The organism is Streptomyces bullii (assembly GCF_042657145.1).
Classification (GTDB): Bacteria; Actinomycetota; Actinomycetes; order Streptomycetales; family Streptomycetaceae; genus Streptomyces; species Streptomyces bullii.
Window position 1 is genome coordinate 394,591 of record NZ_JBHSNY010000010.1, and the last position, 24,348, is coordinate 418,938.

General features: G+C 72.1%; 20 protein-coding genes and 1 pseudogene. 8 read left to right on the plus strand and 13 right to left on the minus strand.

Annotated elements, in window-relative coordinates; translation table 11 throughout:
• Positions 1-111 precede the first annotated feature (111 nt).
• Entirely contained in the window at positions 112-246 is a 135-nt protein-coding gene (locus tag ACFPZJ_RS28985; protein ID WP_381027540.1) for a hypothetical protein, read from the plus strand.
• A 14-nt stretch (positions 247-260) separates the two neighbouring features.
• Here the strand turns inward: ACFPZJ_RS28985 and ACFPZJ_RS28990 are convergent, their stop codons facing one another.
• The gene (locus ACFPZJ_RS28990; protein WP_381027542.1) at positions 261-710 is read right to left on the minus strand and encodes a GNAT family N-acetyltransferase; all 450 of its coding nucleotides are present in this window, start codon (positions 708-710) and stop codon (positions 261-263) included.
• A gap of 256 nt (positions 711-966) precedes the next feature.
• Here ACFPZJ_RS28990 and ACFPZJ_RS28995 point away from each other — a divergent pair, with 256 nt between their 5' ends.
• Positions 967-2,022, plus strand: a complete 1,056-nt coding sequence (locus tag ACFPZJ_RS28995) for a lytic polysaccharide monooxygenase auxiliary activity family 9 protein (protein WP_381027545.1) — start codon at positions 967-969, stop codon at positions 2,020-2,022.
• 102 nt (positions 2,023-2,124) lie between these two features.
• Here the strand turns inward: ACFPZJ_RS28995 and ACFPZJ_RS29000 are convergent, their stop codons facing one another.
• Entirely contained in the window at positions 2,125-2,571 is a 447-nt protein-coding gene (locus tag ACFPZJ_RS29000; protein WP_381027548.1) for a MarR family winged helix-turn-helix transcriptional regulator, read from the minus strand.
• Between the two features lie 80 nt (positions 2,572-2,651).
• On the opposite strand from ACFPZJ_RS29000, the gene ACFPZJ_RS29005 reads away from it, so the two are divergent.
• The gene (locus ACFPZJ_RS29005; protein ID WP_381027713.1) at positions 2,652-3,026 is read left to right on the plus strand and encodes a cupin domain-containing protein; all 375 of its coding nucleotides are present in this window, start codon (positions 2,652-2,654) and stop codon (positions 3,024-3,026) included.
• 42 nt (positions 3,027-3,068) lie between these two features.
• On the opposite strand, the gene ACFPZJ_RS29010 is transcribed toward ACFPZJ_RS29005, so the two are convergent.
• The 5 genes from ACFPZJ_RS29010 to ACFPZJ_RS29030 form a co-directional block, all read right to left on the minus strand.
• Positions 3,069-4,043 carry a DNA polymerase Y family protein gene (locus tag ACFPZJ_RS29010; protein WP_381027550.1) on the minus strand — a complete coding sequence of 325 codons (975 nt, stop codon included), beginning with the start codon at positions 4,041-4,043 and terminating at the stop codon, positions 3,069-3,071.
• On the minus strand, positions 4,040-7,456 hold the full coding sequence (locus ACFPZJ_RS29015; protein WP_381027552.1) for a DNA polymerase III subunit alpha: 3,417 nt from the start codon (positions 7,454-7,456) through the stop codon (positions 4,040-4,042). Before ACFPZJ_RS29015 ends, ACFPZJ_RS29010 begins: the two co-directional genes overlap by 4 nt.
• A gap of 325 nt (positions 7,457-7,781) precedes the next feature.
• Positions 7,782-8,864 carry a S1 family peptidase gene (locus ACFPZJ_RS29020; RefSeq protein ID WP_381027554.1) on the minus strand — a complete coding sequence of 361 codons (1,083 nt, stop codon included), beginning with the start codon at positions 8,862-8,864 and terminating at the stop codon, positions 7,782-7,784.
• A gap of 405 nt (positions 8,865-9,269) precedes the next feature.
• Entirely contained in the window at positions 9,270-10,175 is a 906-nt protein-coding gene (locus ACFPZJ_RS29025) for a S1 family peptidase (protein ID WP_381027557.1), read from the minus strand.
• A 503-nt stretch (positions 10,176-10,678) separates the two neighbouring features.
• Complete coding sequence (locus ACFPZJ_RS29030) at positions 10,679-11,851, minus strand: DUF5685 family protein (RefSeq protein ID WP_381027560.1); 1,173 nt, start codon at positions 11,849-11,851, stop codon at positions 10,679-10,681.
• 290 nt (positions 11,852-12,141) lie between these two features.
• Here ACFPZJ_RS29030 and ACFPZJ_RS29035 point away from each other — a divergent pair, with 290 nt between their 5' ends.
• On the plus strand, positions 12,142-12,579 hold the full coding sequence (locus tag ACFPZJ_RS29035; protein WP_381027562.1) for a cell division protein SepF: 438 nt from the start codon (positions 12,142-12,144) through the stop codon (positions 12,577-12,579).
• Positions 12,580-12,631: 52 nt separating this feature from the next.
• On the opposite strand, the gene ACFPZJ_RS29040 is transcribed toward ACFPZJ_RS29035, so the two are convergent.
• Positions 12,632-13,822: an acyl-CoA dehydrogenase family protein gene (locus ACFPZJ_RS29040; RefSeq protein ID WP_381027565.1), complete on the minus strand. Its 1,191-nt coding sequence runs from the start codon at positions 13,820-13,822 to the stop codon at positions 12,632-12,634.
• A 207-nt stretch (positions 13,823-14,029) separates the two neighbouring features.
• Complete coding sequence (locus ACFPZJ_RS29045; protein WP_381027568.1) at positions 14,030-15,631, minus strand: MFS transporter; 1,602 nt, start codon at positions 15,629-15,631, stop codon at positions 14,030-14,032.
• A gap of 261 nt (positions 15,632-15,892) precedes the next feature.
• Between ACFPZJ_RS29045 and ACFPZJ_RS29050 the strand changes: the two genes are divergently transcribed.
• Both ACFPZJ_RS29050 and ACFPZJ_RS29055 read left to right on the plus strand, forming a co-directional pair.
• The gene (locus ACFPZJ_RS29050) at positions 15,893-17,215 is read left to right on the plus strand and encodes a mannosyltransferase family protein (RefSeq protein WP_381027570.1); all 1,323 of its coding nucleotides are present in this window, start codon (positions 15,893-15,895) and stop codon (positions 17,213-17,215) included.
• A gap of 228 nt (positions 17,216-17,443) precedes the next feature.
• A complete protein-coding gene (locus ACFPZJ_RS29055; RefSeq protein WP_381027573.1) occupies positions 17,444-18,466 on the plus strand; it encodes a phosphatase PAP2 family protein in 1,023 nt (340 codons plus the stop codon).
• A gap of 116 nt (positions 18,467-18,582) precedes the next feature.
• On the opposite strand, the gene ACFPZJ_RS29060 is transcribed toward ACFPZJ_RS29055, so the two are convergent.
• Positions 18,583-18,798 carry an I78 family peptidase inhibitor gene (locus ACFPZJ_RS29060; RefSeq protein ID WP_381027576.1) on the minus strand — a complete coding sequence of 72 codons (216 nt, stop codon included), beginning with the start codon at positions 18,796-18,798 and terminating at the stop codon, positions 18,583-18,585.
• Positions 18,799-19,224: 426 nt separating this feature from the next.
• On the opposite strand from ACFPZJ_RS29060, the pseudogene ctaD reads away from it, so the two are divergent.
• Positions 19,225-20,796, plus strand: a pseudogene (gene ctaD, locus ACFPZJ_RS29065) (aa3-type cytochrome oxidase subunit I); the annotation flags it as partial.
• On the opposite strand, the gene ACFPZJ_RS29070 reads toward ctaD, so the two are convergent.
• From ACFPZJ_RS29070 to ACFPZJ_RS29080, 3 genes are read right to left on the minus strand one after another with little or no spacing between them, the layout of a single operon-like run.
• Positions 20,795-21,835 carry a helix-turn-helix transcriptional regulator gene (locus ACFPZJ_RS29070; protein ID WP_381027579.1) on the minus strand — a complete coding sequence of 347 codons (1,041 nt, stop codon included), beginning with the start codon at positions 21,833-21,835 and terminating at the stop codon, positions 20,795-20,797. The pseudogene ctaD and the gene ACFPZJ_RS29070 overlap by 2 nt on opposite strands.
• Before the next feature lie 39 nt (positions 21,836-21,874).
• Positions 21,875-23,173: an ABC transporter substrate-binding protein gene (locus tag ACFPZJ_RS29075; protein ID WP_381027582.1), complete on the minus strand. Its 1,299-nt coding sequence runs from the start codon at positions 23,171-23,173 to the stop codon at positions 21,875-21,877.
• Entirely contained in the window at positions 23,142-23,717 is a 576-nt protein-coding gene (locus ACFPZJ_RS29080) for an MTB12 C-terminal domain-containing protein (protein ID WP_381027585.1), read from the minus strand. The genes ACFPZJ_RS29075 and ACFPZJ_RS29080 overlap by 32 nt, the downstream gene beginning before the upstream one ends.
• Positions 23,718-23,865: 148 nt before the next feature.
• On the opposite strand from ACFPZJ_RS29080, the gene ACFPZJ_RS29085 reads away from it, so the two are divergent.
• Positions 23,866-24,342, plus strand: a complete 477-nt coding sequence (locus tag ACFPZJ_RS29085; RefSeq protein ID WP_381027588.1) for a hypothetical protein — start codon at positions 23,866-23,868, stop codon at positions 24,340-24,342.
• Positions 24,343-24,348: the final 6 nt, after the last annotated feature.

Below are 24,348 nucleotides of genomic sequence, written 5' to 3' on the forward strand. Positions count from 1 at the left end.
AGTCGAATCGTGACAGCCGCCACTGACAGCACTGGGGCGATGAGGAACTCTCCTGCGAAAGGTCTACCTCCGTGAGAACACGGAACCCGGTGGACCCGCGAGGAGGCAGTCATGCGCCGAGTCACCGTGCAGAAGCTCCTGAAGAAGACGGATGCCCGCCGGGTCCGTGAGAAAGCCGACGAGCGCCCCATCGGGCGCCCGGAGGTCCGCGAGGACATCGCGCGCACCTGGTGGCCGGAGAGCTGACGCGGTGCGGTGGCTCAGTCCAGCCGCTTGCGGTAGTGCACACGGTCGTACGGGCCGTCCACGCGACGCTCCACGACCTCGTAGCCGAACCTGGGATAGATCTTCTGGTTCTCCCACATCAGCGCGTTCGTGCAGAGCCTGATCTCGGGCAGCCCCAGCGCACGCGCGTGTGCGTCCACGAACTCCAGCAGCCGCCGCCCCACTCCCCTGCCGTGCGCACGGGGGTGGACGGCGACGGTGTCGAGGAACAGATGGTCCTCACGCGCCTCGACGACGACCAGACCGATCACGGGGTCGCCCGTCACGAACACCTTGCCCGCGGCCACGTCGGCCGCGTGGTCGGCCTCCATCGGCTGCGGCACCCGCCCGATGCGCTCGACGTAGGGCCGGAAGGCCGCGTCGATCACGTCCCTGACCACCGGCACCTCCGCGGAGAGCGCCGGCCTGATCTCCTGGTCCGTCATGCCCCCGCACGGTACCTACCTGAGCGCAGCCTGAGCACTCCCTTAAGACGACCCTAAGGATCTCCCCGACCCGCCGCCGGCAGGCGATTCCACGGTTTCTTGGGGCTAGCTTCGGATCACCCCACGGGATCCGCGCCCGGTGCCGGTCCCGGTGCCCGTCGCCGGTGCCCGTCCCAGGGATTCCGGTGTCCGTGGCCGGTGCCCCGGAGTCCGTCGCCGGACACCCGCTTCACGAACCGTCTCGAGGAGTTCCCGCATGCCCGCACGCCGCAAGGCCTCCGCCGTCGCCGCCCTCGGCATCACCCCGCTCGCCGTCACCGCGCTGACCGCCGCGCCGGCGGCCGCGCACGGCTCGATGGGCGACCCGGTCAGCCGGGTCTCGCAGTGCTACGCCGAGGGCCCGGAGAGCCCGAGGTCGGCCGCGTGCCGGGCGGCGGTCGCGACCGGCGGCACACAGGCGCTCTACGACTGGAACGGCATCCGCATCGGCGACGCGAACGGCCGCCACCAGGAGCTCATTGCGGACGGCAAGCTGTGCAGCGCGGGCAACGAGCAGTTCAAGGGGCTCGACCTGGCCCGCGCCGACTGGCCGGCGACGAGCGTGCGGAGCGGCTCGTACACCTTCAAGTACCGCGTGACGGCCCCGCACAAGGGCACCTTCACGGTGTATCTCACCAAGCCCGGCTACGACCCGGCCAAGCCGCCGGCCTGGGACGACCTGGATGTGGCGCGTCCGGTGGCGACGGCCACCGACCCGGCGGCGTCGGGCGGCTTCTACACCTTCACCGGCACCCTGCCCGAGCGTTCCGGCCGGCACCTGCTGTACGCGGTCTGGCAGCGCTCGGACAGCCCCGAGGCGTTCTACTCCTGCTCGGACGTCACGTTCGGCGGCGGTGACAGCGCGGGAGGCGGTGCTTCCCCCGCCCCGGCCGCCTCCGCGCCCACCGAGGAGCAGATCGAGGACGGCAGCGACGAGTCGACGATCGAGCACCACGGTCACGGCGACGACGACGCCCGTACGTCGGCGAAGCCGGTCGCGTCCTCCGGCCGAGACGCCGGCCGGCCGGAGGGCGCCGCCGAACCGAAGAGCGTCACCGAACCGCGGAGCGACGCCGAGCCCGGGGGTGCCAGCCGCCCGCAGGCCGGCCAGCCCAAGGCGGCCGGCGCCGCGCAGAACCTCGCCGAGACCGGCGGTGACAGCGGCACGCCGTACCTCGCGGTCGGCGGCGCGGCCGCCTTGGCGCTCGGCTCCGCGGCCCTGTTCCTGTCGGTCCGGCGCCGCGCGGCCGGCGGCACACGACACGGCCGCTGAACGGACTCGGGGCCTGCCCGGCGGCTCAGGCCGGACAGGCCCCGCACCACGACCGAACCCTCCACCGTCTCAGCGTCGGCGGACGGTGGTGGTCGGGGTCCGTCACCAGCTGGGACGGACGGGCCCCCGGGGAGCGATGCGCAGCAGCCGCTCGCGCAGCATGCGCACGTCCCCCTCCCCCAGCACTCCGGTCCACGCCGCCACGGCCTCCGCCGCCGCCTCCTCCGCGGCCCGGGTGCAGGCCCGGCCCCGCTCGGTCAGGACGACCAGCCGGGCCCGCGCGTCCTGCGGGTGCGGTCGCCGCTCGGCGTATCCCTTGCGGACGAGTTCGTCGACGAGCTGACTGGCCGCCTGCTTGGTCACCCCGAGGTGCGCGGCGAGGTCGGTGACCGTCGCGCCGTGGGGTGCGAGCCGGGCGAAGGCGAAACCGTGCGCGGGCCGCAGCCCCTCGAAACCGCGGGCGGTCACCCCGTCGTGGATGCGCTGGGTCAGTTCGCCGGCGACGGCGAGGAGGGCGGCGGACAGGGACAGGGCCTCGGAGTTCTGCACGCCTGCATTGAAACACCCTTGACGGAACGGTCAAGTAGCTTGACCATATGGTCAAGCTACTTGACTACCTGGAGGCCGTCATGCCCGTCGTCCGCCCCTCCGAAGCCGTCGTCCACGAGATCCACGGCGTCCGTTTCGTCTCGTACGCCACCCCGCTGTCCGGCAGCAGGGAGCTGTGCGCCTGGCGCGGCGAGATACCCGCCGGCACCCGGGCGCCCGCGCACACCGTGACCAAGGAGGAGATCCTCCATCTGCTCGACGGCGAGCTGCTCGTCACGCTCGACGGTGTCACCCACCGCGTCACCGCGGGCGACACCGTGATCATCCGCGCCGGCGCCGCCCTGGCCGTCGAGAACCCGGCCGACCGGACCGCCCTGACGTGGGTGACCACCTCCGTCGGCCTGGAGGCGGCGCTGGCCGACGGCACGCGCATCGCTCCGCCGTGGGCCAACTGACAAACCGGAGGACACGAGTACGGCCCGCCGCCGGGAGTGCGGTCACGCGGCCAGCGACCCCGGTATCACCGCGCGCGGCCCGAACTTAGCCCGCGCCCGGTCCGCGACCTCCTCGACCCGACGCGCCTTCTCGTCGGCGGGGTCCAAGGTGAGCTGGTGTGAGGCCTGTTCGGCCGGGGCGAGGCCCTCGGCGCGCAGGGTGATCGCGCGGACCCGGGCGCGTTGCAGGCCGAGCGCCTCGTACATGCCGTACGCGGCCCTGGTCAGGTCCGCCGAGTGCGCGGTCGGCTCCCGCAGGGTGCGGCTGCGGGTGGTGGCCGAGCGGTCGGCGTAGCGCACGGTGAGGGTGAGCGTGCGGCAGACCTTGTCCAGGGCGCGCAGCCGGGCGCCCAGTTCCTCGGTGCCGGAGAGCAGGGCGCGGCGGTGCCGGTCCGGGTCCAGTTCATCGCGGTCGAACCGGCGTTCCGCCGCGAGGGAGCGGGTGACCGCGTTCGGGACGACCCGGCTCCGGTCCACGCCGTTCGCCTTCTCGTGCAGTTCGCGGCCGAGCTTCGCGCCGACCAGCCGCTGGAGCGTGGACAGCGGCGCGGCGGCGACCCGGTCGAGGGTGTCGAGGCCGTACTCGCCCAGGGTGCGGGCGGTCGCGGCGCCGACGCCGGGCAGCGCGGCGACGGGCTGTCCGGCGAGGAACTCCGCGACGGCGCCGGGCTCGTCGGGCACCGCGCGGGTGGTACCGGGCACGGCGTCGCGCACCGCCATGCGGGCCAGCATCGGGCCGGGCCCCGCGCCGATCGCGCAGTCGACGCCGTACAGCGCGAGGGAACGCACCCGGATCACCGAGGCGAGTTCGACGGCGTCGCGCCCGAAGTACCGCTCGGCGCCCCGCAGATCGGCCAGCGCCGCGTCCGGCGGCAGGGCCTGGACGACGGGCGTGAACTCCTCCAGCATGCCGAGCAGACGGGGCAGGGCGGCCTCGAACATCGGCGGCAGCTGGAAACGTACGCAGAGGATGGTCATCCCGCACTCCCCGGACTCTGGTGCCACAACTTCCTTGTCTTCGCGGGCTCTTCGCCCGCCGGTCGCAGATCGGACCACGGATGCATCTGGTATCCGGTGGGCAGGTGGATGCGCCGTTCCGGCGCCGGAGCGCCGTCCCGGCCCTGCGGCAGGGGCTCCGCCAGCCGTGCGGCCACCTCGTCCAGGCCGCCCTCGGCGCGCAGTTCGATCAGGTCGGCGAGGTTCCAGGCGGCGGCCCCGACCACGCTGAGGCTGCGCGGGCCGCGGCGCTGCACCACCCCGCGCACCAGCAGCAGCCAGGAGTGGAAGACGGTGTGGGCGCAGGCGTCGTGGGAGTCGTCGAAGAAGGCGAGGTCGACCAGGCCCGTGCCGTCGTCCAGCGTGGTGAAGATGACCCGTTTGCCGGACCGGATCGGCGGGGTCTGGGTGGCCGCCTTGGCGCCCGCGACCAGCACCGTCTCCCCGTGCCGCGCGTCCCGCAGCCGGCGCGCGGACACCACGCCCAGCTCGTCGAGGAACTCCCGGTGGTCGTCCATCAGGTTGCGTGAGGCGTCCATGGACAGCACACCCAGCTCGGCGCTGAGCCGCTCGGACGAGGTGAGGTCGGGCAGCCCGGCCGGTGCGGTCTTGCGCCCGCCCGCCAGCGGGAGCTGGTCCCCGCGCCCGGCTCGCGCACCCCGATGCAGCTCGGCCAGGTGCAGTTGCAGATCCCGGCGGTTGGCGCCGAACGCGTCCAACGCGCCGACCTGGGCGAGCCGTTGGGCGAGCGGGCGGCTCGGCCGGGCCCGCTCCCAGAAGTCGAGCAGGGAGGCGTACGGCTGCCCGTCCGCGATCCGCTCGGCCTCGGCCTCACTGATGTGGTGCACGTCGGAGAGGGCCAGCCGCAGACCCCACACACCCTCAGATTCAGACACCAGTTCGATCCTGTGTGCGACCCCCGACTTGTTCACGTCCAACGGCAGGATCGGCACCCCGCGTCGCCGCGCGTCCGCCAGCAGCAGCCGCTTGGGGTACATGCCGGGGTCGTGCGTGAGCAGCCCCGCGTAGAAGGCGGCGGGATGATGGGCCTTCAGCCAGGCCGACTGGTACGTCGGCACGGCGAAGGCGACCGCGTGCGCCTTGCAGAAGCCGTACGAGCCGAAGGCCTCGACGATCTCCCAGGTCCGCTGGATCGTCTCCGCGTCGTAGCCCCGGGCCGCCGCGTGCTGCGCGAACCACACCTTGATCCGCGCCTGCGACTCCGGGTCCGACAGCCCGCGCCGCACCCGGTCCGCCTCGCCGCGCCCGCAGCCGGTCATGATGTCGACGATGTCGATGATCTGCTCGTGGAAGACGACGACCCCGTACGTCTCCCGCAGCGGCTCCTCCAGGTCCGGGTGCGGATAGCGGGCGGGCGCCCGCCCGTGCCGCGCCTCGATGAACGGCCGCACCATGTCGGCGGCGACCGGCCCGGGCCGGAAGAGCGAGATGTCGACGACGAGATCGTGGAAGTCGGCGGGCTGGAGCCGCCCCACCAGGTCCCGCTGCCCCGGCGACTCGATCTGGAAGCAGCCGAGCGTCTCGGTGGACCGGATCAGCCCGTACGTCGCCGGATCGCCCGGCGGCAGCGCGTCCAGGTCGATCCCGGCCCCCGTCGCCCGCTCCACCTCGGCGACGGCGTGCGCCATCGCCGACTGCATCCGCACGCCCAGCACGTCGAGCTTGAGCAGGCCGAGGTCCTCGACGTCGTCCTTGTCGAACTGGGACATCGGGAACCCCTCGCCGCTGGTCGGCATGACCGGCGTACGGGCGAGGAGGGAGGCGTCGGAGAGCAGCACCCCGCACGGGTGCATGGCGACACCGCGCGGAAGGGCGTCGAGGGCCTCGACCAGCTCCCACAGCCTGCCGTACTTCTCCCGCTCCCCGGCCAGCGCCCTGAGCTCGGGCAGCTCGTCGAGGGCCGCGCGGGCGTCGCGGGCGCGAATGTGCGGGAAGGACTTGGCGATGCGGTCGATGTCGGCCGGGTCCATGGACAGGGCGGCGCCCACGTCCCGGATCGCGTGCCGTACGCGGTAGGTCTCCGGCATGGCGACCGTCGCCACCCGCTCGGTGCCGAACCGGTCGATGATCGCGCGGTAGACCTCCAGGCGGCGCGCGGACTCCACATCGATGTCGATGTCGGGCAGTACGACCCGTTCCTTCGACAGGAAGCGTTCCATCAGCAGCCCGTGCTCGATCGGGTCGGCGTGCGCGATGCCGAGGAGGTGGTTGACGAGGGAGCCCGCGCCCGAGCCCCGGGCGGCCACCCGGATGCCCATGCCCCGCACGTCGTCCACGACCTGAGCGACCGTCAGGAAATAGGAGGCGAACCCGTGGTGGGCGATGATGTCCAGCTCGTGGTGCATCCGCTCCCAGTACTCCCGCCGCCCGTCGTACCCGAGCAGCACCATGCCCGCCGCCGCCCGGGAGGCGAGCGCCCGCTGGGCGGTGCGGCGGCCGGCGCCGACGAGGTGCGGCTCGGGGAAGTGGACGGTGCCGATGCCGAGGTCGCTCTCGGGGTCGACGACGCACGCGTCGGCGGTCGCCCGCGTCTGCTCCAGCAGCCGGTGGGCGGCCTCGGGCCGGAAGCCCGCGGCCTCCACGATCCGTTCCGCCGCCGCGAGCATGGCGTCGGCGTCCTTCAGCCAGGCCTCGCCGGAGTCGAGCTCCTTCCGCGGGTCGACGGGAACCAGGCGGCGGGCGGCGTCCAGGACGTCGGCGACCGGGCCCAGCCCGGGGTCGGCGTACCGCACGGCGTTGCTGAGCACGGGCCGGACACCCTGCTCGGCGGCGAAGCCGACGGTACGGGCGGCCAGGCGCAGGGAGCCGGGGCCGGTGCCCGTGCGGCCGTGCCAGACGACCTCCAGGCGCAGGGCGTCACCGTGGCGCTCACGCCAGGGGGCGAGGAGTTCGGCGGCCCGGTCGGGACGTCCGGCGGCCAGCGCGCGGCCGACGTCGGAACCGGGTCCGAGCAGGACGGTCACACCGTCGGCGTGGTTGTCGGCCCAGGGCAGCAGCGGCGTGCCCTCGCCCGCGTGCGCCGCCGTGACGAGCCGGCACAGCTCGGCCCAGCCCCGGGCGCCGTCCCGGGCGAGGAAGGTCACTCGGGGCGCCGACTCGTCGACGAAGGCACCACCGCGCACGGGCGTACGGCGCCGCTCCCCCCGGACCGGCTCGGACCCCGCCACCGCCAGCTCCGCGCCGAACAGCGGACGGACGCCCGCCTTCGCGCAGGCCTTGGCGAAGCGGACCGCGCCCGCGAGGGTGTCCCGGTCGGTGAGCGCGAGGGCGTCCATGCCCCGCTCGGCGGCACGCTCGGCCAGCAGCTCCGGCTGGGAGGCCCCGTACCGCAGGGAGAACCCGGAGACGGTGTGCAGATGCGTGAACCCCGGCACACGCACCTCCCGCACTCGTGAGCCCCACCGGACTCTCGAACGTCTGTTCCCAGCTACCTCACCCCCACCATAGACCAATTCTCGAATAAGTGTGCGACATCCCTCGACCCCCGCCCCACCTGCACGAACACTCCTCGGAGCCCTGCACCACCCGGGCCCCCGAGGACGCCCCGGAGCATGGGCCGGGACATCGACGGCACGCCCCCTAGCATGGGCCGGGACATCGACGGCACGCTGATCACAAGACGCCCCCCGACCCCTCTCACGCGAAAGTCCCGCCCCTCGCGCGCGGGGCGGGACTTCACCGAAGCTGTCGTGCGGCCGGTCAGCCGATCTGCGTACCGGTGGCCGTAAGGGCCTCCGTCACCGGCTGGAAGAAGGTCTCACCGCCCGAGGAGCAGTCGCCGCTGCCGCCGGAGGTGAGGCCGACCGCCTTGTCGCCGGCGAAGAGCGAGCCGCCGCTGTCACCGGGCTCGGCACAGACGTCGGTCTGGACGAGTCCGTTGACGATGTCGCCGTTGCCGTAGTTCACGGTGGCGTCCAGGCCGGTGACCGTGCCCGAGTGGACCTGCGTCGTGGAGCCGCTGCGGGTGACCTTCATGCCGACGGTGGCCGCGGTCGCGCCCGTGATCTTCTGGGTGGAACCGTTGTAGAGGTTCACCTCGCTGGGGTGCGCCACGTCGGCGGTGTACTTGACCAGGCCGTAGTCGTCACCCGGGAAGCTGGAGGCCTCGTTGGTGCCGATCTGCTTGCCGCTGGAGTCCGACCAGGTGGAGACGGACTCGGTGCAGTGGCCCGCGGTCAGGAAGAACGGCTGGCCGCCCTTGACCACGTTGAAGCCGAGCGAGCAGCGCCCGCCGCCGCCGGTGATCGCGTCACCACCGGCGATGAAGGGCTTGAACTCCCCCTTTGTCCGCTTGAGTTCGGCCACGGAGCCGAGCCCGTCGACGACCTTCGTCAGCTTGGCCCACTCGGCCTTGGAGACGGTGCGGTCGGCCGTGACGACGACCTTGTTGGTCTTCGGGTCGGCCACCCAGGACGTACCCGGGATGGTGGCGTCCTGCTCGAGCGTCGTCCGGGCGCTCTTCAGTTCGGCGAGGGAGTTCTCGACGAGTCTGGCCCGGGCTCCGGCCTCCTCGACGGTCTGCGCGGCGGCCTGGTCGACGACGTTCACCACGAGGCTCTTGGCCTGTGCGTCGTAGTACGTGCCCGCCGCGTCGGCGCCGAGGTCCTTGGCGAGCGTCGAGGCGAGCTTTCCGGCCGCCGTGACCGACAGGGTCTCGGGCGCGGAGGTTTTCGCCGGCTCGCTGGCGTTCGCACTCTGGAAGGTGACTCCCGCGGCGACCAGCGCGGCGATACCCGCACCTGCCACGGCTGCACGCCGCTTGGGTATGCGTCGGTGCTTCAACTCACGTCCTCCTGTGGGGGGTCGGCCCGAGAGGCCGTGGGGACCTCGCGAACCGGAAGGCGTACGGCCACAAAGACGGCGCACAGCAAGAAGCCGCGTCCGGGCCGGTTGAACGGCGTTCACTATTCCGAGGCCAACGGGGGGCACACAAGGTCGAGTTCAGGACGCGCGTAGAACGCGGTCCGCGCGCCCCCCACATTGACCGCGTGCGGTCAAATCAGGCGGATTCGCGCTGCAAACATTACGTGCGAGTAATCTATGGACACTCTGTGAGGTCCGGCCCTGGCCGGATTTCGCCCTTCGCAGGGTCGTTCACGGCTCCCCGCCCGCACAGGGAAGAGCCCCCGCACGCCGGTCGCGTGCGGGGGCTCGGGGAAAGCTGTCGGCCGCTGCCTGCGCGGGGGACTAGTAGACGTTGACGCCGTACGCGCTCAGCGCCTCCGTGACGGGCTGGAAGAAGGTCGTGCCGCCGGAGGTGCAGTTGCCGCTGCCGCCGGAGGTCAGGCCGTAGGCGGTGCCGTTGCTGCCGTAGAGCGGGCCACCGGAGTCGCCGGGCTCGGCGCAGACGTTGGTCTGGATCAGGCCGGAGACGATGTCGCCACCACCGTAGTTGACGGTCGCGTTGAGGGCGGTGACCCGGCCGCTGTGGGTGCCGGTGGTGGAGCCGTCGCGGATGACGGTGGTGCCCACGGCCGGGGTGGCCGCACGGGTGATGTCCACGCCGTTGGCGGTGCCGGGCCTGCTGACGGACCCGCTGTAGCGCACGATGCCGTAGTCGTTGCCCGGGAAGCTGGAGCCCGTGGTCGAGCCGATGACCGTGGTGCGGCCGGAGTTGGAGTACCAGGTGCCCGCGCCGTCGGTGCAGTGACCGGCGGTCAGGAAGTACTGGACGCCGCTGCTGTTCTGGACGTTGAAGCCGAGGGAGCAGCGCCAGCTGCTCGCGTAGATGGCGTCGCCGCCCTGGATCAGCTTGGTGAACTTGCCGGGGGTGCGCTTGATGGTGAGCGCGCCGGCGTTGGCTCCGGCCTGCTGCTTGATCTTGGCGATCTCGGCCTGGGAGACCGTGCTGTCGACGGTGACGACCACGCGGTTGGTCTTGCTGTCGACGGCCCAGGCGGTGCCCGGGACGTCGGCCTTCAGCACCGAGGCGCCGGCGCTCTTGAGCGCGGTGGCGCTGAAGGTGCTGGGGGTGTCGGACGCGTTCGCGCTGGGGACCGCGATCGCGGCGGCGGCCACGAGGCCGGTGGAAACGGCGATCAGCCGGGTCCGTCTCGTGATACCGCTGCGGGGGGTGGTGCGCTTGATCCTCACTTTGCGTTCCTCCGAAGGGGAAGTCGGGGGCCCTCGTGGGGTTTCGGGCCCGTGAGGCGCAGCCAGGGCACCCGGTCGTCCGGATTCCGAATACGCCGTGCCCCTGACAAGCGCTGAGGGGGAGTATTCGGCCGAACGGACGGTCGGCGCAAGGGTGCCTTTCGGCCGTCAACCTTTGAACCATCTGCGCCGCTTGCCCCCTGACCGGGCCTCAGACGGCATCGGGCGCCCGCCTCGACGGCGACGGCGGTGCGCGGCCGACCGTCGCTTTCCCGTCGGCGCCCACCCGCCAGCGTGGAGGCCGCCCCTCCACCGAGGCCGAGCCCGCCTGCCCGGTCACCGCCCGGCGCGCTCCGCTTCCCGCCAGCCGACCCGGCGCCGACAGCTAGTCGGACCTCTGCCAGGCCACCGGAGTGTCCGGAAGTCGCCCCTCCGGATAACTCGGGGCGCACACACGGCGAGACCGGCGCGGACGTCTCCGCGGCAGTGGCGGGCGGCGCCTCTCAGCAGTCGCAGCCGCAGCCGTCGCACCCACAGGTGTCGCAGCAGGTGCCGCAGCAGTCACAGCAGCTGCAGCAGTCGCCGCACCCGCCGCAGTCGCAGGTGGTGCACAGCGACTCCTTGCGTTCCCGGCTCCACGGATCCTCGTAGGTGCCGCAGCACATCTGGCACGTACAGGCCAGCCCCAGCCACACGGCGCACCCGGCGAGCAGCCCGCGCCGGTCGCGGTGCGGCGGCTTTGGGGGCAGCGGCGCGCCGGGTCCGCCGGGGCCGGGCGGCGCGTACGGGCCGGCGCCGTGCGCGCCGTGGGCGCAGGAGACGGTGCCGAAGGCGCGGTCGACGGAGGCGGACAGCTCGTGCGCGAGCAGCCGGTGGGCGAGCCCGCGGTCGGTGAACTCCACCTCGTGCAGCGCGAGTCGTATGCCGTGCACGGCGTCGTCGGCGAGCCGCCGGGCCTCGTTGAGCGAGGTGCCGGTGGCGGTGAGCGCATTCCACGTCCCCGAGACGGCGTCGGCGTCCCGGTCCTCGACGGCGTCCAGAAGGTGCGCGAGGCGCCCGAAGAGCCGCCCGGCCTCGGCGAGCGGCTCGGCGTTGCGCGGCTTCCCGGCGAGGATCGCGGTGTGCGCGAAGGCCGCGGCGGTCGCGGTCTCGGTCGGTTCGGTGACCGCCAGGATCGGGGTCCCGGGCCCGGCGAGCGTCTCGATCCCGGCCTGCCGGTCCACGGCGTCGACGAGGACGGCGGTGTCGAACCCGACGTCGGACCCTGTTCGCACGCCGGCCCGGTCCCAGCTCGCGGCGACCCGGCGCGCGGCGAGCGCCACCGGCCGGCGGGCCAGCAGCCCGTCCCCGTCGGCGATGTGGTCGCGCACCTTGGCCGAGGCGAGCACCAGCGACACGGCCGCCGCGAGCCGCGCGCCGTCACCGTGTGCGACGGACGCGGTCCGCATCCCGCGCAGCGGACACGGCCCCGCCGTACGCCGCCCTCCGCCCGTGCCGCGTTCGGACTGAGCCTCCGTCAGAACCGAGACGAGGAGCCCGTCGTAGTTGGTCACGACGCGCGCGAGCTGTCCGTGGTCCCCGCGCAACGCCAGGCAGAGCCCGCACAGATGCGCCATCCACTGCGCGGTCAGCTTCTCCCCGAGCCGGTGCCGGCAGGGCCTGACGATTCCGAACACGATGTCCCCCCGTGGTGCTTACGACGTCGAGCCGCGGCATCGTATCGGCCACCCTGTTCACCCATACGCACGGCCCGTCACCCGTACGCCAGGAAGAATCATATTTCACTCTCAGTCAGTAGCCGTTTACTACAAGACCCTTGGGAAACACGGACTCTCGACGGATTCGCTGTGCACCAGTACCGTCACAAACCCCCCGCGCGGCGTCTATCCACTTGGCGCACCGTCCGCATCATGGATGACCATAGGGATGCGGAAAGCACGAAAGACCGCTGTGAGAGGAGGCGTCCATGGGATCGGTACGCAAGGCAAGTGCCTGGCTTGGCCTCGTCGACGACAACGAAGACGAGCGTTACTACGACGACGACTACTCCGACGGGACCGAGCCCGGGGATGCCTGGGTCACCGATCCGCGGGTCAAGGTGGCCGCGGACGTCGCCGAGGAGAAGGGCCGCCGGATCGGCACGGTGACCCCGGACAGCTTCCGGGACGCGCGCCACATCGGCGAGCTGTTCCGGGACGGGGTGCCCGTCATCATGAACCTCACGGCCATGGACGCCGCCGACGCCAAGCGCGTGGTCGACTTCGCGGCCGGGCTCATCTTCGGCCTGCGCGGTTCCATCGAGCGCGTGTCCAACCGCGTGTTCCTGCTGAGCCCGGCCGACACGGAGGTCGTCAGCGGCGAACCGGCCGCGCACCGCACGGACGGTTTCTTCAACCAGAGCTGAGGCAGGGCCGCTCACCGGCCCCGCACCCCAGCGGGGTCCCACCGGAAGCGGATCAGCGGAACGCGTCGAGTCCGGTGAGCGCCTTGCCCAGCACCAGCTGGTGCATCTCGACGGTGCCCTCGTAGGTGAGCACCGATTCCAGGTTGGTCGCGTGCCGCATCACGGGATACTCGAGGGAAATCCCGTTGGCGCCGAGGATGGTACGGGCCGTACGGCAGATCTCGATCGCCTCTCGCACGTTGTTGAGTTTGCCGAAGCTGACCTGCTCGGGACGCAGGCGGCCGGCGTCCATACGCCGCCCCAGATGATGGGCGAGCAGAATCCCCTTGTGCAGTTCGACCGCCATGTCGGCGAGTTTGGCCTGGGTCAGCTGAAAACCCCCGATGGGCCGCCCGAACTGCTCCCGCGACTTCGCGTAGTCGACAGCGGCCTCGAAACAGGAGCGGGCCGCTCCCATCGCACCCCAGACGATGCCGTACCGGGCGTGGGACAGACAGCTGAGCGGCCCGCGCAGCCCGGTCACCTCCGGCAGGACGGCATCGGCGGGCAGCCGTACGTCGTCGAGCACGAGCTCACTGGTGACGGAGGCCCTCAGGGACCACTTGTGTGTGATCTCGGGCGCGGAGAACCCGGCGCTGTCGGTCGGCACGACGAACCCGCGGATCCCCTCGTCGGTCCGGGCCCACACGACGGCCACGCCGGCGACCGACCCGTTCGTGATCCACATCTTCCGCCCGTTGAGGATCCAGTCGGAGCCGTCCCGCTTGGCGTACGTCCGCATGGAGGCGGGGTCGGAGCCGTGGTCCGGCTCGGTGAGCCCGAAGCATCCGATGACCTCGCCGGCGGCCATGCGCGGCAGCCAGTGCCGCTTGTGCTCCTCGCTGCCGAACCGGTGGATGGCGTACATGGCGAGGGAGCCCTGCACGGAGACGAGCGAGCGGATCCCGGAGTCGGCCGCCTCCAGCTCCAGACAGGCCAGCCCGTACTGCACGGCGGTGGCTCCGGCGCACCCGTGACCGCTGAGCGACATGCCGAGCGCGCCGATCCCGCCGAGTTCGCGTGCGAGTTCCTTGATGACGGGCAGTTCGCCCTTCTCGTACCACTCGGCGACGTAGGGCAGCACACGGTCGGCGGCCCAGGCCCGTACGGTGTCCCGGACGGCCAGGTCCTCCGGTTCCAGCAGGTCGTCGATGCCGAGCGGGTCGGCGGGGTCGAAGGGGGGCAACTTCGCGGACGCGGACATGGGACCCTCCGGGGCACGTCTGAAAACTAGCACTGCTAGTCACAACTCCGGCCGACGTTACGACGCAGTGTGCCGCACGTCCAGGGGGTCACCCACCCACACACCGCCCGTGTACAGCCACTCGTCGGGTCGAGGTCTCCCGAGGGGATACCCCGCCGGCCGCGACCACGGGCCCACGGCGGGTCCACGGCCCGGGCAACGGCCTCCTCACACCGAGACGCGCGACTCCACGGCCTCCCTGGGGGCGGGCAGCTCCACCGTCCCCGCCTCACACTGCATCACCCGCGGCAACCGCAACGCCATGACCGCGCCCAGCAGCAACAGCCCGGCGCTCACCAGCAGCGTGACGTGCAGCCCGTACACGAACGAGTCCCGGGCGGCCCGCCGCAGAGCGACCCCTGCCGGCCCGCCCAGCTGCGCGGCAACCTCGTACGCCTCGCCCAGCGAGTGCGAAGCGGCCCCCGACGCCGCCGCCGGAACGCCCGGCACACCGGCCAGCCCGGGCGCGTACGCCGCGTTCATCACCGTCCCCAGCAGCGCGATGCCGATCCCCGCGCCCAACTGGTACGACGTTTCCCCGATCGCGGCGGCCCCGCCCGCCTGCTCCTGCGGCGCCTCGCTCAGCATCGACTCGTACGCCCCGAACAGCGTCGTCTCCAGCCCGAAGCCGAGCAGCACGAACCCGGACAGCATCAGCGGGCAGTTGTCCGTCCGGCCCAGCGCCGTCAGCAGCACCACCGCCGCGGCCGTCAGGCAGAAGCCGAAGCAGACCATGCGCCGCGGCCCGAACCGCCGCAGCATCCGCGCGCCCGCCAGCCCCGCCGCCATCGCCGCGATCGTCAGCGGCAGCAGCCGCAGCCCCGTCTCCAGCGGGGACAGCCCCAGCACCAGCTGGAGGTACTGCGCGGCGATCAGCTCCAGACCCACCAGCGCGAGCATCGCCAGCACGATGCACCCCACCGACGTACTGAACGCGGGCCGCGCGAACATCCGCAGGTCCACCAGCGGCTGCGCCCGGCGCCGCTGCCGCCGTACGAAGACGACCAGCAGCACCGCTCCCAGCAGCAGCGGAAGCACCGTGAACACGCTCCCGGCCGGCTCCCCGCCGCCCAGCCGCTTCACGCCGAGCACCACGCCGAACAGCCCGGCCGCGGCCATCAGCGCGCCGACCACGTCCCAGGGACCGTCCCGTTCCCCCTTGGACTCGGGCAGCAGCAGCCACCCCACCGGCAGGCTGACCAGCATCAGCGGGATGTTGACGAGGAAGACCGCGCCCCACCAGAAGTGCTCCAGCAGGAACCCGCCGAGCAGCGGACCGACCGCCGCGCCCACCGCGGCCACCGCGCTCCAGATGCCGATCGCCAGCGCCCGCTCGCGCCGGTCCGGGAAGACCTGCCGCAGGATCGACAGCGTGGCGGGCATGATCATCGCGCCGCCGACGCCGAGCAGTGCCCGGGCCACGATCAGCATCTGGGCCCCGTCGGCGAGAGCCGCCAGGGCGGAGGCGACGCCGAACAGCCCGTATCCCAGCAGAAGGATCCGTCGGCGGCCGACCCGGTCGCCCAGCGTGCCGAACAGGATCAGCAGCGAGGCACAGACGAGTGGGTAGACGTCGACGATCCAGAGCAGCTCTATCGCGCCGGGCCTGAGGTCCTCGGTGACGGCGGGGACCGCCACGTGCAGCACGGTGGCGTCGACGGCGACCAGCAGCAGGCTGACGCAGAGGACGACGAGCACCACCCAGCGGTTGGCACCGGCCCCGGCCGCCCGACGGCGCAGCGCAGCGGCAGCCGTGGTCGTCCCGGACATGTACGTACCTCCCAGATGTTTCCTCGCGTTCGGCGGGCTCACGGGGTGGGGGTTCCCCGCGACTCGGCCGGAGAGGAGCGGTGGTCTCCGGCCCGCGCAACGAAAGGCGAGTGACACGTCAGGGTACGCGAGTCCGCGCGGCAGCCGAGTGGCGGACCTCTCACCCGTCCGGCGGAACAGGTGTGGCGTACGCCACTCACCTCTCCCTCGACCACGCCCCGGCCGGCCGGGCGGTTCCGGCCCCGGTCGATAATCGAGCCCGTGACCGATCTTGCGACGCGCGCGGCACCGGCCCGTCCCGGGGCGCTGCGCCGGGCCGCCCCGGCGCTCCTCGGGTACGCCGCCGTACGCGCCCTGGGCCTCGTCGTCCTGGCCCTGTGGAGCGCGGCGCGCGACAAGAGCGCGTACACGCTGCTGACGGCCCGCTGGGACGCGCTCTGGTACACCAGAGTCGCCGAGCTGGGCTACGGGTACGAGGTGCGCCTGGCCGACGGGGACGTGCACTCGAACCTCGCGTTCTTCCCGCTCCTGCCTTGGCTGGAGCGGCTGGTCGCGGCCGTGTCGCCGCTGTCGTACGCCGACGGCGGGTTCGTCGTGAGCCTGCTGGCGTCGCTCGCCGCGGCCTGGGGGATCTTCGCGGTGGCGGACCATGTGTACGGCCGCCGGGCCGGGGTGTGCGCGGTCCTGCTGTGGGCCGTCCTGCCGGTCGGGATCGTGCAGTCGATGGCGTACAGCGAGTCCCTGTTCACGGCACTGGCCGCCTGGTCGCTGTACGCGGTGCTCACCGGCCGCTGGGTGACGGCGGGCGCGCTGGCGCTGCTGGCCGGTCTGACCCGGCCGGTGGGGCTCGCGGTGGTCGCGGCGGTGTGGACGGCGGGCATTGCCTCGTTCGTGCGGGACCGCCGCACGGCCGCGCCGCACGGCGCACATGACGGGGAACACGCCCCCGGCGCGGACGACGACGACCGCACCCGGCGCGTTCCGGCAACGGGCGGCGCGCACGGCACCCGACGCGCCCCCCAGGCTCCGGCGCGGGCGGCGGACGGCACACCCGGCTCCCCGACGGTCACGACGGTCTCGCGCCCCGCCGCCCGCCGTGCCCTCGGTCTCCTGCTCGCCCCCCTCGGTGTGGCCGGCTACGTCCTGTGGGTCGGGCACCGCACCGGCAAGGGCCCGCTCGGCTACCTCGACGTCCAGGCCGGCTGGCGCAACGGATTCGACGGCGGCTACGCCTTCGCCCGTTTCGTCGCCGACAAGTTCACGTCGTTTCCGTCGGCCCTGGCGGGGCTCGGGCTGGTGGTAGGGGTCAGTCTCGTGGTGTGGCTGTACGTCGTCTGCGTACGGCAGCGCCAGCCGGTCGCGCTGCTGGTGTACGCGGGGCTCGTGACCGCGCTCGCCCTGTGCGCGTCGAGCTACTTCGGCTCGAAACCGCGCCTGCTGCTGCCCGCCTTCCCCCTGCTGCTGCCGCTCGCCCTGGCCCTTGCCCGGCTGCGTCCGCCCAGGTCGGCGTTGGTCGTGGGGTCCGTGGCGATGGCGTCGGCGGTGTACGGGGCCTTCTGGCTGAACGGCTCCGGTCCGCCCTGACCGACCGTGAGCGCCCGGCGAATTCCGCCCCATGACTTGGTGAACGAATTCAAAAGCGCCATAAAACCAGGCACCTCGAATGATCAAAGGAATTGAAGGACGGGCCCGCCGGCGATTGCGGATTCGCTGGAAATAAACCCCCTCCTGAGAGCAATCCCACATCACATCGTCATCACAAACCCGCTGAATCGACCGGGTTCCGAGCTCACTCGCTGTAACGTCGATTGGGTGCGTACCGAACGGAAGCTCACCCGTCTGGACCGGGTGTTCGCCAGGCTGGATCGTGAGCCGGAACGGCCGGCCCACATCGACGTGCCCAGGATGAGCCGGCACCGCGTCGTGCTCTTCGCGGCCACCCTGGCCTTCTACGGGGCGATCGTGTGGGCCGTGGTGATCACCTCCTGGCTGGTCCGGCTCGACTGGCAGGTCATGTTCTTCCGGCCCTACCAGCAGTGGTCGGAGATCCACGCCTTCGTCGACTACTACGTCGTCCTCGGCCAGCGCGGCCCGACCGCCGTGATGGTCGCGGCCTGGCTGGGCTGGCGCTCCTGGCGGCAGCACACGCTGCGTCCGCTGCTCGCGCTCGGCGTCTCCCTGCTGCTGCTGAACATCACGGTCGGCGCCGCCAAGTACGGCATGGGCCGTCTGGGGCCGCACTACGCGACCGAGATCGGCTCGAACGAGATGTGGCTCGGCGGCGATATATTTCCGAGCGGTCACACCGCGAACGCAGTGGTGACCTGGGGAATCCTGGCCTACATGGCCTCGACCCCCGCAGCGCGACGCTGGCTGTCCGCCGTCTCGGCGGTCACCTCGCTCGGCGTCGGCATGGCCACCGTCTACCTCGGTACGCACTGGCTGAGCGACGTGCTGCTCGGCTGGGCCGCGGGCCTGCTGATCCTGCTGGCGCTGCCGTGGTTCGAGCCGCTGATCGCCCGTTCCGAGGCCCGGATCCTCGACCTGCGCGACCGCTGGCGCACCCGCCGCCAGGGCCGTACGGCACCGGCGTCCGCACCCCTCGGAGTGCCGGTCGTGCTCACGCCGTGCGCCACGGACCAGGAGGACGCCGCGGCCCGCGAGCCGGTCTCCGCGGCCCGCTCGTCCCGGTCGCCCGTCTACCTGGCGCCGGGCCCGCACACGGCTCGCTCCGAGCGCACCCCGGTGACCCCGGCCGGCAGCCGCCGACCGCCGCACCCGGAGCGTCTCCAGCGCGGTTCGACATCGTCGGCCCGCCCGCTGACCGGCGGCTGACACGAGTCGACGCGGGCCCCGGGCAGGTGCACCCCACCCCCGCCGCACCCCGGCCGTGACGACGGCCCCGGCTCCCTGAGGGAGCCGGGGCCGTCGTCGTTCCGGCCGGTCCGGCGTCAGCCCTTCCAGGCCCGCGCCACCCGGCCGCCCTTGACCTCGAAGTTCAGGCGGCCCACGCGGTACTCCATGGTGATGATCGCGCCCGGCGGCAGGGCGCGCACCGTCGACCAGCCCCGCTCGCGCGCGAGGTGCTCGGCCCGGTCGGCCTCGAGGCCCACGTACGCGTCCGGGCTGTCGTTCGGTTCGGCGGAGGGTGTCGGAATCGGTGCCATGCGGCCACGCTATGCCCTGCCCGGCGGGCGGGGAAGGCCGACCGGGTAACGCGACGTCGGTCCCTTTCGCGTCACACTTCTGTCACAAGATCACGACACGCGCTCCGGACGCGCTCCGTCACCCGGATGCGTGGTTCCGTCCCCCGTTCGCAGGTTTTCGGTTTGCCGTTCCCACGGGTCGCACAGGCAGCTCGGAAATGCCGAAGGAAAAAGGCGACCAGTACCCCGCGTACGTCATTCCATTCCGCGTAGCGCGTCGTGGAAACTGCACGCGCCCGAGGAAATGCACGGGCGTGGCGCGGAAGGGGCGCATTCGCCCCCTGTCGGAGCGCGCGGCGGCGCGAGCATCATGGCGTGAGCTCGCGGGTACGTGTGGCGCGGGCTTCGGCGGGCCCGGTACGCGATGAGCGAAGGGGCGAGCGATCAATGGGGACACAGACCGTACAGGCGGCGGCGCGGCCCGTGCCGGGGACGCGGCACGGGCGGGTGGTGGTCGAGTGGCTCACCACCACCGACCACAAGAGGATCGGCCACCTCTACCTGATCACATCGTTCGTGTTCTTCCTGGTCGGCGGCGTGATGGCGCTGGTGATGCGGGCCGAGCTGGCCCGGCCGGGACTCCAGGTCGTCGACAACCAGCAGTTCAACCAGCTGTTCACGATGCACGGCACGATCATGCTGCTGCTGTTCGCGACGCCGAGCTTCGCGGGGTTCGCGAACGAGCTGATGCCGCTGCAGATCGGCGCGCCCGACGTGGCCTTCCCGCGGCTGAACATGCTGTCCTACTGGCTGTTCCTGTTCGGCGGGCTGATCGTGCTGGGTTCCCTGCTGGTGCCGTCCGGACCGGCCGCCTTCGGCTGGTTCGCCTACGCGCCGCTCAACGACTCGGTGCACTCCCCCGGCATCGGGCCCGACCTGTGGATCATGGGGTTGGCGCTGTCCGGGTTCGGCACGATCCTCGGCGCGGTCAACTTCGTCACCACCATCATCGGGATGCGCTGCCCCGGCATGACGATGTTCCGGATGCCGATCTTCACCTGGAACACGCTGTTCACGTCGATCCTGATCCTGATGGCGTTCCCGGTGCTGGCGGCGGCGCTGCTGGTGCTGGAGGCGGACCGGCGGTTCGGCTCGCAGGTCTTCGACGCGGCCAACGGCGGGGCGATCCTCTGGCAGCACCTGTTCTGGTTCTTCGGGCATCCCGAGGTGTACATCATCGCGCTGCCGTTCTTCGGGATCATCACGGAGATCATCCCGGTCTTCAGCCGCAAGCCGATGTTCGGCTACCTCACGCTGGTCGGTGCCACGATGGCCATCACTGGTCTGTCGGTCGTGGTGTGGGCGCACCACATGTTCGCCACGGGCGCGGTGCTGCTGCCGTTCTTCTCCTTCATGAGCTTCCTGATCGCGGTGCCGACGGGAGTGAAGTTCTTCAACTGGACCGGCACCATGCTCAAGGGCTCGCTGTCGTTCGAGACGCCGATGCTGTGGGCGACGGGCTTCCTGGTGACGTTCCTGTTCGGCGGTCTGACCGGGGTGATCCTGGCGTCGCCGCCGCTCGACTTCCACGTCACCGACACCTACTTCGTCGTCGCCCACTTCCACTACGTCGTCTTCGGCACCGTCGTCTTCGCGATCTTCGCCGGCTGTTTCTTCTGGTGGCCGAAGTTCACCGGGAAACTGCTCGACGAACGGCTCGGGAAGATCCAGTTCTGGACGCTGTTCGTGGGCTTCCACACCACGTTCCTGGTGCAGCACTGGCTGGGCGCGGAGGGCATGCCGCGCCGCTACGCGGACTATCTCGCGGCGGACGGCTTCACCGCCCTGAACACGGTCTCGACGATCGGCTCGTTCCTGCTGGGCGTCTCGACGCTGCCGTTCCTCTACAACGTCTGGAAGACCGCCAGGTACGGCGAGAAGGTGGAGGCCGACGATCCCTGGGGCTTCGGCCGCTCCCTTGAGTGGGCGACCTCCTGCCCGCCGCCCCGGCACAACTTCACGACGCTGCCCCGGATCCGCTCCGAGTCGCCGGCGTTCGACCTGCATCATCCGCGGTACGCGGCGGTGACCCCGCAGCCCGAGCCAGAGCGCCATCAAGCCGGTCGCGAGCCGTCCTGACGGCCTCGATCAGTTCGGCCGGCTCCAGCACCTCGAACGCGAAGCCGAGCATCATCACGTGCACCACCAGCGCGTCGAGGCTCGCCGCCCCGGTGCGCAGCAGGCAGCTGCCGGGGCCCTCCGCCTCCAGCGTCCCGGCGGAGGGCGAGACCCGCTCGGCGGCCTGCTCGACGGGCACCAGGATCCGGATGACGGAGTGCGCGGCGTACACGCGCGTGGAGACGCCCTCGGAGACGTACGCGGCCAGGTCCTCGGCGGGCGGCTCACGCGGGACGAAGCGCGGCCCGTGCGGTGGTTTCGGCGTGATGCGGTCCACGCGGAACGTCCGCCAGTCCTCGCGCTCCAGGTCCCAGGCGACCAGGTACCAGCGTCGCTCGGAGCACACCAGGCGGTGCGGTTCGACCGTGCGGCGGCCGGTGGTGCCGTCGTGGCGGCGGTAGGCGAAGCGCAGCCGCTCGGCGTCCCGGCACAGGTGGGCGAGTTCGGTGAGCACGGCCGGGTCGACGGCGTCCGGCCTCGGGCCGCGCAGCATCGGCACCGTGAAGGCGTTCAGCGCGCTCACGCGGCGGCGCAGCCGGTCCGGCAGCACCTGCTCCAGCTTGGCGAGGGCCCGTACGGAGGTTTCGCCGATGCCCTCGATGCCCTGCCCGGCGGCCGTGCGCAGCCCGACGGCCACGGCGACGGCCTCGTCGTCGTCCAGGAGCAGCGGCGGGAGCTCGGCGCCCGCGCCGAGCTGGTAGCCGCCGCCCGTGCCGGGGCCGGCGTTGACGGGGTAGCCGAGCCCGCGCAGCCGGTCCACGTCCCGGCGCAGGGTGCGGGCGCTGACGCCGAGCCGCTGCGCCAGGTCGGCGCCGGACCACTCGCGGTGGGCCTGGAACAGGGACAGCAGGCGCAGCAGACGTGCCGAGGTCTCCACCATGCGGGCGAGTCTGCCAGGGCTTGCGGACAGCCGCTGTCCTCAGGGCCGGTACGGCAGTTGCGGGACGGTGAAGCACGTACGGTTCATGTCCCCCTGGGTGACCCAGCCCTTCCCGTCCTGCCAGCGGGCCACCGACAGGCAGGTCCTGCCGGTGCTCGGCGGCTCGGGCAGCCGGGCGAACTCGACGGGCAGGAGCAGTCCTCCGGCGGTGTACCCCTCGCCGCGGTTCACGAAGTCGTCGACGCACGCGCGCGTGATGCCCTTCTTCGCACAGGACTCGGCCGCGTCGGTGAACCAGCGCGCCGCCGCCCAGCCCTCCAGCTGCCACTGGGAGTGCGTCTTCAGCCCCTTCGTGGCGTCGCGGAACTCCCGTACGGCCGGGTGGCCGGTGTCCTCGTGGTTGCGGCTGGAGCCGGTCGCCCACAGGGCGTTGCGGCAGTGCGGGGAGTCCTTGTAGTCGTCGGGGACGGTGGACGTCCAGTTCTGCACGTTGGTGACCTTCGCGGTGACCCGGACGCCGCTCTCGTCCATCGCCCGGCACAGCCGGGCGTTGCCGTGCGTGTCGAGGGCGTCGAAGACCAGGTCCGCGCCCTGTTCCTTCAGGTCCGCCGCCACGGCACGGAAGTTGGGCAGCGCGAAGTCGACTTGTTCGGTGACGACCCGGTAGCCCTCGGTCCTCAGGCCCCGTTCCACGAGCCGGGCGTAGGCGGCGGACGCGGACTGGTTGTAGGAGACGACGGCGGCGGTGCGGGCGCCGTGCTCGCGTTTGAAGTAGCGGTAGACCTCGGTGCCGCCGTACAGCCTGCCGTCCCAGCCGGGGGTGCCGTTCCGGGGGGCGAGACTGCCGTAGATGCTGTACAGGTGCGGCCAGGTGTCGTAGGCGGCGCCGATGGGCTGGCCGCCGATGTCGGGCACGCGCGCGCGTGACACGCGGGAGGCGCCCGCGTAGTCCAGGGCGGTGGTGGCGACCAGGGCGACCACCTCGTCCTCGTCGATCAGCCGGTGCACGCACTCGTTGTTGCCGACGCCGCTGCCGCCGTCGTCGCACAACCGGACCTCGACGCGGCGGCCGTCGATCCCGCCGCGTGCGTTGAGGCGGTCGAACCAGGCCTTGGCGCCCTCGCGCGGGCCGGTGAAGGCGCTGCCGCCGACCGGGCTGGTGGCGCTGGTGATGATGCCGACGCGGATCGGCTCCCCCGTGGCGCGGGTGGACGCGGGGGAACGGTCGTCGCGCTCGAAGTCGCTCTCGGGCAGCCGGCTGCCGCAGGCCACGCTCAGAGCGAGCAGCAGCACCGCGGCGACGGCCTCAGCAGCCCGGGACGGCGGTCGCCGACCCATTGCCGCTCATCTGCACCAGTGCGCAGAGCGTCTTGGCGGACACCTTCCACGTGCCGTCCTGCTCGACGGCCGTTCCGGAGGCGTTCGGCAGGACGGTGGCGCCCCTCAGGGTCAGGTCGTACGTCACGTTCGCGTCGGTCGGCGAGGTGAACTCGACCTTTGTGACCTTCGCGCCGACCTGACCGCCGCGTTCGTCGCCGCTGAAGGCCTGGAGCACCGGGGCCATCCGCTCGCCGTTCTCCAGGACGGTCTGCTTCTCGTTCAGGGGCGTCTTGGGGTCGAAGAACTTCTGCCAGTTGCGCTTGATCTCCTGTTCGGCCTCAGCCGCGTTGGGGGGCGTGGCCGCCGGCGCGCTCGTCGTCGGCCGCACGGTCGGAGACGGGGGCGGGCTCTCGGTGCGGCCGCCTTCGTCGTCGCCGCAGGCCGCCAGGGCCGGAGCGAGGAACAGGGCCAGGGCGGCGGCCGTCGCCGTACCCCGACGTGCGGCCCGTGGGCGGCGGCCCCGCCGTGCCTTCCCCCGTCTGAGGTCGCTGCCGAGAACCATCTGGCTCACCACCGGGTGTCGGTCCGGGCCATCCGCGCCCGGTGCTTTCAGGGTCAGCTCACAAAGGGCATAGTGCAAGCCATCGGCGGACTTGGACAGTGGCGGACAGGCACGTGCACCGACACCCGATGTGTTGTGGGAGCCAGCGATGCGGACAGCCCGACTGCGGACCGTGCGTCCCGTGCTGTTGGCCGGCTGGGCCGCCCTGGCCGCCGGCGCGGTGCTGTGCGTCCTCGGCTGGTACGGCGTCTCCGGTGAGCGGTACGCCGAACGGCAGCTGCCCTACCTCGCCTCCTGCACCATCCCGGGCGCCGCGCTGATCATCGCCGGTGCGGTGCTGCTCGCGCACGGCCGGGGCTCTCCGGCCGGCGAGCGCGTGGAGGAACTGTACGGCCTGCTGGTGTCCGCCGAACCCGTCGACGGCGACGAGACCGGGCGGGCCGCCGACGCGCCCCTCGCCATCAGCGGAGAGATGCTGATGGTGCCGGGCGGCACGCTGTGGCACCGCGCGGACTGCCCGCTGGTCGCGGGAAAGGTGGAGGCGGTTCCGGTGGACTCCAAGCTGGTGGCGAGCGGCGAACTGGGCCCCTGCCCGATCTGCGAGCCCGCCGGGGAGACCGACTGACGACCG

Bases quoted from the DNA above. Each gene is read 5' to 3' on its own strand.
- ACFPZJ_RS28985 (WP_381027540.1), top strand. From the start codon at position 112: ATGCGCCGAGTCACCGTGCAGAAGCTCCTGAAGAAGACGGATGCCCGC.
- ACFPZJ_RS28990 (WP_381027542.1), bottom strand. From the start codon at position 710: ATGACGGACCAGGAGATCAGGCCGGCGCTCTCCGCGGAGGTGCCGGTG.
- ACFPZJ_RS28995 (WP_381027545.1), top strand. From the start codon at position 967: ATGCCCGCACGCCGCAAGGCCTCCGCCGTCGCCGCCCTCGGCATCACC.
- ACFPZJ_RS29005 (WP_381027713.1), top strand. From the start codon at position 2,652: ATGCCCGTCGTCCGCCCCTCCGAAGCCGTCGTCCACGAGATCCACGGC.
- ACFPZJ_RS29010 (WP_381027550.1), bottom strand. From the start codon at position 4,043: ATGACCATCCTCTGCGTACGTTTCCAGCTGCCGCCGATGTTCGAGGCC.
- ACFPZJ_RS29035 (WP_381027562.1), top strand. From the start codon at position 12,142: ATGGGATCGGTACGCAAGGCAAGTGCCTGGCTTGGCCTCGTCGACGAC.
- ACFPZJ_RS29040 (WP_381027565.1), bottom strand. From the start codon at position 13,822: ATGTCCGCGTCCGCGAAGTTGCCCCCCTTCGACCCCGCCGACCCGCTC.
- ACFPZJ_RS29045 (WP_381027568.1), bottom strand. From the start codon at position 15,631: ATGTCCGGGACGACCACGGCTGCCGCTGCGCTGCGCCGTCGGGCGGCC.
- ACFPZJ_RS29060 (WP_381027576.1), bottom strand. From the start codon at position 18,798: ATGGCACCGATTCCGACACCCTCCGCCGAACCGAACGACAGCCCGGAC.
- ACFPZJ_RS29070 (WP_381027579.1), bottom strand. From the start codon at position 21,835: ATGGTGGAGACCTCGGCACGTCTGCTGCGCCTGCTGTCCCTGTTCCAG.
- ACFPZJ_RS29075 (WP_381027582.1), bottom strand. From the start codon at position 23,173: ATGGGTCGGCGACCGCCGTCCCGGGCTGCTGAGGCCGTCGCCGCGGTG.
- ACFPZJ_RS29080 (WP_381027585.1), bottom strand. From the start codon at position 23,717: ATGGTTCTCGGCAGCGACCTCAGACGGGGGAAGGCACGGCGGGGCCGC.
- ACFPZJ_RS29085 (WP_381027588.1), top strand. From the start codon at position 23,866: ATGCGGACAGCCCGACTGCGGACCGTGCGTCCCGTGCTGTTGGCCGGC.